The sequence below is a fragment of the Nocardia sp. NPDC055053 genome, assembly GCF_053608285.1.
This window is the reverse complement of record NZ_JBSGVD010000053.1, coordinates 23,062-31,514: the sequence shown is the minus strand read 5'-3', so window position 1 is coordinate 31,514 and position 8,453 is coordinate 23,062. Positions and strand designations below refer to the sequence as shown.

The window sequence follows — 8,453 nt, the reverse complement described above, 5'->3', positions numbered from 1 at the left end:
GCTCCTTCGTCGCCTACGCAACGGCGCCTGACCGGCGGGACGGCCGCGACGGCCGACTGCGTCGGCCTGCCCCTCCTCGAGGTCGGGGCGTGCGGTGGTCGGTAGTGCGGTGAAGGTTCGATCAGCGCTGGGCGCGGGACAGATTGCGGGGAAGTAGATCCCACACGTGGCCGTTCTCGTTGATGGTGGCGGCGGTGCGGGTGCCGGTGCGGGAGTAGAGGATCCGCGTCACCGAGCAGTAGTCGATGGGGAAGGTCAGCGGGCGGCTGAGGCCGAGGATGTCGGCCAGCAGGACGTTGACGACGCCGCCGTGGGCGAAGGCAACCACCGTGTCGGTCGGCGCTGCCTCGGCGACCAGGGCATCGATCGCGGTCAGCACGCGGGCGGTGAAAGCGGGACCGTCGATCTGCTCGGGGAGATACCCGGCCTTGATCCGGTTGTAGGCCTCGGCGAAGTCGGTCTTGGCGTCTTCGATGGGGATATAGGCGGGCAGGTCGCGGTCGTACTCGGCCAGATCGTCGATCACCTCGACGGGGAGTTCGCGCGTAGCGGCGGTGGGTGCCGCGGTATCGCGAGCCCGCCGCTGGGGGCTGCTGACGATCCGGGCGATCTCATGGGCCGCCAGGGCCGCGGGAACGCGCTCGGCCTGCTGCAGGCCGATGCCGGTGAGTCCGGGGTCGGCCGCGGTGGTTGCGCCGACGACGCGTTCCGGCTGGGCATGACGCACGAGAATGAGCTGCACGCTCACACACTCTGCCGTATCGGCCCTGAGGACTCGCGGGATACCTCGCCATCGCGGCGATGACACCGCCGCGAGTCCCTCAGTTCAGGTCAGGGCTGGCCGTAGGGCGGCTGACCGTACGGCGGCTGACCACCCTGCGGACCACCGTACGGCGGCTGGGCGGGCGGCTGACCGCCGTCCTTCTTCTTGTTCTTGAGCAGGTAGATGCCACCGACGATGAGCACAACGATGATCAGGCAGCAGATGCCGCCGATGATCAGGCCGGTGTTGCTCTTCTTCTTTTTCTTCGCCAGGAGGTCCGCGGCGGTGTTGACCGCGTCCGAGCTCGCCAAGGTGTCGAAGCTGCTCGTGAGCATGTGCGGATCGACTAGAGCGGCCGTGGTCAGCAGGTCCAGATACATGTAATCCCATCCCGATGTGTTGTGTGGCCCGACATCCTCCCGGTGCCGGAACTCCGAGACTAGCGCTGTCGGTGCGACTTTCGGTAAGAAAGCCTCGCCAAGACACGGAGCAGTGGTTGATCGCGGCGGCGCCGGATTTCGTTTACACCACGGTCCGTATACCCGGTTTCAGCGTGGTTTCACCAACGGGAACGGCAGCGTCTCGCGGATGCTGCGCCCGGTGATCAACATGACCACCCGGTCGACGCCCATGCCGAGACCACCGGTGGGCGGCATGGCGTGCTCGAGCGCCTGCAGGAAGTCCTCGTCGAGTTCCATCGCCTCCGGGTCACCGCCCGCGGCCAGCATCGACTGCTCGGTGAGCCTGCGCCGCTGTTCGACCGGGTCGGTGAGTTCGCTGTAGGCGGTGCCCAGTTCGACTCCCCAGGCCACGAGATCCCAGCGCTCGGTGACGCCGTCGATGCTGCGGTGCGAGCGGGTCAGCGGCGAGACCGAGGTGGGGAAGTCGAGGTAGAACGTCGGGTAGGTGGTCTGCGACTCCACCAGATGCTCGTACATCTCCAGCACCACCGCGCCCTCGTCCCAGCCGTGCTGGTAGGCGATGCCGGCCTCGTCGCACAGCGCGCGCAGGCGCGAGAGCTCGGTGCGGGGGGTGATCTCGGTGCCGATCGCCTCCGAGACAGCCCCGTGCACCGTCTTGACCCGCCATTCGCCGGAGATGTCGACCTCGTCGAAACCGCCGTCGTCGTTCGGGCGCAACGCCACCTCGGCGCCGTTGGCCGCCATCGCCGCGTCCTGGATCAGCCTGCGGCACAGGTGCATCATCCGCAGGTAATCACTGTGCGCCTCATAGGCTTCCAGGATCGTGAACTCGGGATTGTGGCTGAAGTCGACGCCCTCGTTGCGGAAGGTCCGGCCGAGTTCGAACACCTTCTCCATGCCGCCGACGCACAGCCGCTTGAGGTAGAGCTCGGGGGCGATGCGCAGGTAGAGGTCCAGGTCGTAGGCGTTGATGTGGGTGCGGAACGGTGTCGCGTTGGCGCCGCCGTGTACCTGCTGCAGGATCGGTGTCTCGACCTCGAGGAAGCCCCAGGTGAACAGCGAGTCGCGCAGCGAATGCAGGACCGCGCTGCGCTTGCCCATCACCTCGCGGGTCTCCGGGTTGATCGCCATGTCGACGTAGCGCTGCCTGACCTTGGCCTCGGAATCGGCGAGGCCGCGCCACTTGTCGGGCAGCGGGTGCAGGCATTTGCCGTTCATCCGCCAGTCCTGGGCGAGCAGCGACAGCTCACCGCTGCGGCTGGTCCCGAGCTGGCCGCTGACCTCGATGAGATCGCCCAGGTCGAAGAATTCGGTGAATTCGGCGCTGCGGTCGGCGCCGACCCGTTCGCGGTCGACGACGAGCTGGATCTCGCCGGTCCAATCACGGACGACGGCGAAGATCACGCCGCCGAAGTCGCGGATGCGCAAGATCCTGCCCGCGATCCGGACCGTCGTGCCCTTGGGACAGTCCCTGGCCGCGGCGACGGTGTGCGTCGGCGGATAGGCGACGGGGTAGGAGTCGACGCCGGCGGAGGTGAGCCGGTTCAGTTTGTCCATGCGCACCCGGACCTGCTCCGGCCTGCGCGGACCCTGCTCGGCCGCTTCGCCTTCCGGCGCCTCCGGCGGGCTGCCGTCGGCGTGCAGACCCGCGATGCCCACGGGCACGGCCGGGTGGGTTCCGGTGTGCACGGCCGCGTCGGGTTCCTTGCCGAGGCGCGGCAGGAAGCCCTCGGCCAGGCCGCTGGCCGTCGCCACCCGTGGCAGCTGCCTGCGCTCCTCATACAGGAAGAACCGCGGCACCCAGCGCGGGTGGTACTTCACGTTCGACCGGTACAGCGCCTCGAGCTGCCACCAGCGCGAGAAGAACAGCAGCACACCGCGCCACGCCCGCAGGATCGGGCCGGCGCCGATCCGGCCGCCCTCCTCGAACACCGAACGGAACACCGCGAAGTTCAGCGAGACCTTGGTGATGCCGTACTGATCGGAGTTCAGCGCGAGCTGCGAGATCATCAGCTCCATCACGCCGTTGGGGCTCTGTGGGTCGCGGCGCATCAGTTCCAGCGAGACGCCGCTGCGTCCCCACGGGACGAGCGAGAGCATGGCGTGCACGCGGTCGTCGTGATCGACGGCTTCGACCAGCAGGCAGTCGCCGTCGAGCGGGTCGCCGAGGCGGCCGAGCGCCATCGAGAAGCCGCGTTCGGTCTCGGTGTCGCGCCAGGCGTCGGCGCGGGCGACGACATCGGCGAACTCGGCGGCGGGGATATCGCGGTGCCTGCGCACGCGCACGCCGAAACCGTTTTTGCGCAGCCGGTTCGCGGCCTGGCGCACCTGTTTCATCTCCGGCCCGGCCAGTGAGAATGTGCGGGTGTCGAGGATCGCCTCGTCGCCGAGGCGCAGCGCCGAGAGCCCGGCATTGCGGTAGGCGGTCGCGCCGAGCTCGCTCGCGCCCATCACCGCGGGCGCCCAGCCGAACCGGTCGGCCTGCTCGAGCCACGCCTTGATCGCCTGCGGCCACGCCTGTTTCGGCCCGATCGGATCGCCGCTGGCCAGGCAGACGCCCAGCTCGACGCGATAGGTGATGGCCGCCTTGCCGTTCGGCGCGAACACGACGGCCTTGTCCCGGCGGGTGGCGAAGTAGCCGAGCGAGTCCTCGACATCGCTCGCGGCGAGCAGCCCGCGGATCGCCGACTCGTCCAGGCCGGTCATCGCGTTGTCGGCGCGCTGGGAGCGCAACAGCACCGCCACCGCGGCCAGCAGCGCGATCGCGCCGAACAGGCCGAGCAGGAAGTTCACCCACGAAGGCGGATGCCCGTCGAAGTGCTCGTTGTCGACCAGCACCGCCGCGGTGACCCGGTAGACCGCCCACAGCGGCCGCTGCGCGCCGGCGGGCAGCGAGCCGGGCGCGAGCTCGACCAGCCCCCAGCCGAGCAGGCAGCCCAGTGCCAGGCCCCCGACCAGCACACCGAGCGCCTTCCACAGCGCACCCGGCCGCACCCGCGTGTAGAACTCCAACCGCGCCGCGACCAGGATCCCGAGCACGACGACGTGCACCACGAAGGCGACCAGCGCGTCGATATCGTCCGCGGAGACGAAATCCAGGATGTTGGTCACCGCGAAGAGCAGCAGGTACACGATGAGCAGCCACCACGCGACACGTTTGCGCGCGGCGAGCGCCGCGGCCAGCAGGCCGACGACCAGTGCCCACACCAGGCTGGTGTCCGGTGCGTCGAAGTAGTAGGTGTCGACGTAGTGCCGCGGCGCCTGCGTCAGATGGCGCAGCGCGGGCGAGAGACTCCACAGAAAGCACAGGACCGCGAAGACGCCGAGGACCAGCCCGGTGATGTGCGGTACCTCGGCCAATCTGCCCCGCCCGCGATGCGGGACGGCGGCGCGGTCCGGCGGGGCCTCGACGGTGGGGTTCTGCTCGGCCTGCGTGAGGGTCACCAATCCAGTGTGCGTCCATCCGCGCCGGATCGGTGTCGCGGTCGCTGCGGCGTGTTCGTCACCGGGGCCGTTGCGGGGCCGGTGACGACCCGAATTTGCTGGGCGGGTAATAATTTGCCCATGTCGGAACCAGTCGATGTGCCGATCGATGACGATGTCATCAAGCTCGGTCAATTCCTGAAACTGGCCAACCTGATCGATTCGGGTTCCGAGGCCAAGACGGTGATCGCCCAGGGCCTGGTCCGGGTCAACGACGAGGTGGAGCTGCGCCGCGGCAGGCAGCTACAGATCGGCGATGTCGTAGTACTGGCCGGGCACAAGGTGCGAGTGTCCGGGAGCTGAAATCCTGGAGCGCTGGCGCGCTCGAGTCGCGGCCCCTCCTGTCCCGCCGATCAGGCACCGTTGCTTGCTCCTTCGTCGCCTACGCAACGGCACCTGATCGGCGGGACGGCCGCGACCGCCGCTGCGCGGCGGACCCTCCTCGAGGTCGGGTCGTCGTGGCCGGGCTGGTCGGGAAGCTCAGTCCTCCGCGCGGACCACTACACCGTCGTGGTCGCTGTAGAGCATTTCTCCCGGCACGAAGGTGACGCCGCCGAACTCGATGGTGACGTCCTTCTCGCCGCTGCCGGTCTGGGTGCTCTTGCGCGGGTTGGTGCCAAGCGCCTTCACCCCGATGTCGAGGGTGCTCAGGATCGCCGAGTCGCGCACCGCGCCGTTGACGACCACGCCCGCCCAGCCGTTGTCGACGCCGCGGCCCGCGATGATGTCGCCGACCAGGGCGGTGTGCACGCTCGCGCCGCCGTCGACGACGAGGACCTTGCCCTCGCCCGGCTCGCTCAGGGTCTGCTTGACCAGCAGGTTGTCCTGGAAGCAACGGATCGTGGTGATCCGTCCGGCGAACGCGGACCGGCCACCGAACTGGATGAACTGGGTGTCGCAGCTGCGGATCTCGGGGCCGATCTCATCGGCCAGATCGGCGGTGGCCACAACATTCGCTGATTCGGTCATGGCCAGCATTCTGTCAGGCGCCCTCGAGATGCGCCTTGGCGATCTCCCTGACCAGGCTGTCTGTGGTGTGCTTCACCGCGATCTTGACGAACGGCTCGATCGTCTTACCCAGTACCTTGCCCGCGATGCCACCAGGCACGAAGTACTCGATGGTCGCGTCGACGGTGCACAGCGCCTCGCCCTTGGGATAGAAGTGGAACGTCGAGATGATCTCGAATCCCTTGATCGACTTGATGCCGATCACGCGCCCCTTCTCCCACTTCACGACCTCGACCCTGGACTTGAGCGCCGCGGGGCCGAGCTTCATGTGGCCGTCGAAGGTCGCGCCGAGCCCGTCGGTCTGGTCGGTGACCGGGACGAAGGATTCGATGCCGTACAGGAAATGCGGCAGATTGCGGTAGTCGTTGACGTACTCGAACGCCGTGTCGGCGGATGCGGCGCAGTCTTCGACAATCCTCACTTCGGTCATATCGGCCACTTTAATGGGCCTGCGCGACCGATCCGACTACGCGGTGACCGATCTGGCTACGCGGTGACCGCCAGCGTCGCCGCCAGGCCGAGCGCGACGCCCATCACCGTCACCTCGATCGCGGCATTGCGCAGCGAGATATCGGCGGTGACCCGATGCTCGCCCGCCCGGCGCACCCAGCTGCGCCGCCACCACCAGCCCAGGCCGGTCAGCGCGCACAGGATGGTGAATTTCGCCAGCATGATCCGCCCGTATCCGCTCGTCCACAGCGGCTCCAGCCCGCCGATGCGGACCAGCCCGTCGATCAGGCCGGTCACCGCGATCACGAGCACCAGCGGCGCGGCCAGAGCCGAATAACGCGGCAGCGTTGCCGCCCAGTCGCCCCTGGTGCGCAGGACCAGCGCCATCGCCAGCAGCAGCCCGAACCAGCACGCGGCGGCCAGCGCGTGCGCGGCGGCGAGCACCGAACCGAGCATCTGCTGTGACATGTGCCCGGTGATCGGGCGAAGGGCCAGCGCGACCGCCGCGAACACCAGCACCAGATCGGCCGACGCCGCATCGGGCCTGCGGAAGGCCAGCGCCGCGTAGCAGGCGATCGCGCCGGTGCAGAACAGGATCGCGATGCCGATCTGGCCGCCGCTGAGCTTGCCGAGGAACGTGGCGAACTCGGCCGCGCCGAGCTCGGTCACCGGCACGCCGACGACCTCGGCCGCCTCACACACCAGCACGGTGAACTCGGCGGCGAACCAGGCGCCCGCCAGCGCGGCCAGCGGCCGCCACGCGACGTGCAGCCGCTCGTTGAGCCGGGGGAGTGCCGCCAGCCCGAAGACCGCGGCGCCCGCACCGTCGGCGACGACGCGCGCGCACGCCGCGCCGGGGAAACCACCCTCGCGGCGCAATACCCACGCCAGCGCCACCCCAGCCAGGGCGGCCACCACGACCGGCACCAGGACCCGCCACTGCCGCAGCGTCGTACCGGGTACCCGGCGACCGGTCGTCATGGATGGCTACTTCTTGCGGCCGGCGCGGCCACCGAGCAGCGCCACCGCGAGGCCGGCGCCGAACAGCACGACGCCACCGGCGATGAACACCCACACCGGCACCCCGCCGGAGTCGCCGCCGCCGTCGGCCTTGTCCTCACCGGGGCGCGGGCCCGGCGTACCGGTGCCCGCCTTGCTCAGCGTGAAATGCCGTGTCCCGCTGACGGGATGGCCGTCCGCGGAGGTCACCCGGAACGCGAGGGTGTACTCGCCGACCGGACCGAGTTCGCCCAATTCCACACTGACGGTGCGGCCTTCGACGAGCGCCTTGCCCTTCGACCACAGCCTGCCGTCCGGGCCGACCACGGTCAGCGACGGAAAGTTCTGCTGCAGTTCCTCGTTGAAGGTGATACTGGCGCGCGCCGGCCCGACCTCGATGGTCGATCCGTCCTCGGGCACGCTGCTCACGGCACCGGAGTGCGCGCTCGCCACACCGGCCGCCGCGAACACGGCGAGCAATCCGGCGATCAGGACGGCGAGCACCCGGCGCGCCATGCGCAGGCGCGACGACCTGTTGATGTCGGCGACCAGTCGATCGTTCGGAGCATCGCCGCGCGGCGTATCCGAGGACAGCGCGGGCCCGGCGGAGTTGATGATCGTGTTCGCCTGTCGGCAGTGATCGACGCGCATCACGACCGCCGCGAACGGAAGACGAGACCAAGTCCGAGCGCGGCCGCGAACAGACCGAGCGCGAGCCCGATGCCGCCCATCCACCGGGCCACCGAATCGGTGCCGGCCTCGTCGGTTTCGGCGGAAGCGACCTGGTGATCGCCGCCCTCGGCGCCGCCCTTGGCGCTCAGGGTGAGCGAGGGGGCCGGGTGTTCGGGTTCGGCGCCGCCGGTGCTCGGCTGATCCCAGGCGACGACCTTGCCGTCGCTGTAGGTCTGCTGCGCGGGGAAGTTCAGCGTGTCCTGGGCCGGCAGCGGGCCGAGCGAGAGCACGAAGCGCTGGAACTGGCCCGGGCCGACACCCTTGTTGCCCGGGTCGGCGGTCCAGGCGACGGCGACCGTCTCGCCCTTGTCGTTGCGCTCGACCTTCGAGGTCCAGCCCAGCATCGGTTCGGTGCGAATGCTTTTCAGGTTCGGCACGGTGACGCGCAGCCCGGTGGTGGACGCGGTCTCGGATTCGGTCGGCACCTTGAACGTGGCGACGGTGTACTTGCCCTGCGCGGCGCCGGGAGCGTCGACGGTCACGTGCGCGGCCGCCGAACCGCAGGCGGCGAGCACCAGCCCGGCCGCGAGTGCGGCGGTGCCGGTACCGCGGGTGATGAAGTTCTGCATGGAATTGCCTTCTGTCCGAAGAGTTCT

The 8,453-nt window shown here is 69.2% G+C and carries 9 protein-coding genes; 1 reads left to right on the top strand and 8 read right to left on the bottom strand.

The genetic code is table 11. From position 1 onward, the window contains the following. Nucleotides 1–121 precede the first annotated feature (121 nt). The 3 genes from ACWF82_RS31935 to lysX form a co-directional block, all read right to left on the bottom strand. Complete coding sequence (locus ACWF82_RS31935) at nt 122–742, bottom strand: histidine phosphatase family protein (RefSeq protein WP_452507269.1); 621 nt, start codon at nt 740–742, stop codon at nt 122–124. Nucleotides 743–831: 89 nt separating this feature from the next. Beyond that, the gene (locus tag ACWF82_RS31930) at nt 832–1,143 is read right to left on the bottom strand and encodes a hypothetical protein (RefSeq protein ID WP_452507267.1); all 312 of its coding nucleotides are present in this window, start codon (nt 1,141–1,143) and stop codon (nt 832–834) included. Between the two features lie 168 nt (nt 1,144–1,311). Beyond that, nucleotides 1,312–4,629 (bottom strand): bifunctional lysylphosphatidylglycerol synthetase/lysine--tRNA ligase LysX, encoded by a 3,318-nt coding sequence (lysX, locus tag ACWF82_RS31925; RefSeq protein ID WP_452507265.1) that lies wholly within the window; start codon nt 4,627–4,629, stop codon nt 1,312–1,314. 120 nt (nt 4,630–4,749) lie between these two features. Between lysX and ACWF82_RS31920 the strand changes: the two genes are divergently transcribed. Next, nucleotides 4,750–4,971, top strand: coding sequence for an RNA-binding S4 domain-containing protein (locus tag ACWF82_RS31920; protein WP_452507263.1), 222 nt, complete (start codon nt 4,750–4,752; stop codon nt 4,969–4,971). Nucleotides 4,972–5,148: 177 nt separating this feature from the next. On the opposite strand, the gene rraA is transcribed toward ACWF82_RS31920, so the two are convergent. The 5 genes from rraA to ACWF82_RS31895 all read right to left on the bottom strand — a co-directional run bounded on the left by rraA (nt 5,149) and on the right by ACWF82_RS31895 (nt 8,426). Further along, nucleotides 5,149–5,637 (bottom strand): ribonuclease E activity regulator RraA, encoded by a 489-nt coding sequence (rraA, locus tag ACWF82_RS31915; RefSeq protein ID WP_452507261.1) that lies wholly within the window; start codon nt 5,635–5,637, stop codon nt 5,149–5,151. Nucleotides 5,638–5,650: 13 nt separating this feature from the next. Further along, entirely contained in the window at nt 5,651–6,106 is a 456-nt protein-coding gene (locus ACWF82_RS31910) for an SRPBCC family protein (protein WP_452507259.1), read from the bottom strand. A gap of 56 nt (nt 6,107–6,162) precedes the next feature. After that, nucleotides 6,163–7,107, bottom strand: a complete 945-nt coding sequence (locus ACWF82_RS31905; protein WP_452507257.1) for a CopD family protein — start codon at nt 7,105–7,107, stop codon at nt 6,163–6,165. A gap of 6 nt (nt 7,108–7,113) precedes the next feature. Next, complete coding sequence (locus tag ACWF82_RS31900) at nt 7,114–7,641, bottom strand: copper resistance CopC family protein (protein WP_189032497.1); 528 nt, start codon at nt 7,639–7,641, stop codon at nt 7,114–7,116. Between the two features lie 134 nt (nt 7,642–7,775). Beyond that, a complete protein-coding gene (locus ACWF82_RS31895; protein WP_452507255.1) occupies nt 7,776–8,426 on the bottom strand; it encodes a YcnI family copper-binding membrane protein in 651 nt (216 codons plus the stop codon). Between the last annotated feature and the right edge of the window lie 27 nt (nt 8,427–8,453).

Coding starts and splice junctions, on each gene's coding strand:
- ACWF82_RS31930 (WP_452507267.1), bottom strand. CDS start 1,143: ATGTATCTGGACCTGCTGACCACGGCCGCTCTAGTCGATCCGCACATG.
- ACWF82_RS31920 (WP_452507263.1), top strand. CDS start 4,750: ATGTCGGAACCAGTCGATGTGCCGATCGATGACGATGTCATCAAGCTC.
- rraA (WP_452507261.1), bottom strand. CDS start 5,637: ATGACCGAATCAGCGAATGTTGTGGCCACCGCCGATCTGGCCGATGAG.
- ACWF82_RS31910 (WP_452507259.1), bottom strand. CDS start 6,106: ATGACCGAAGTGAGGATTGTCGAAGACTGCGCCGCATCCGCCGACACG.
- ACWF82_RS31905 (WP_452507257.1), bottom strand. CDS start 7,107: ATGACGACCGGTCGCCGGGTACCCGGTACGACGCTGCGGCAGTGGCGG.
- ACWF82_RS31900 (WP_189032497.1), bottom strand. CDS start 7,641: ATGGCGCGCCGGGTGCTCGCCGTCCTGATCGCCGGATTGCTCGCCGTG.
- ACWF82_RS31895 (WP_452507255.1), bottom strand. CDS start 8,426: ATGCAGAACTTCATCACCCGCGGTACCGGCACCGCCGCACTCGCGGCC.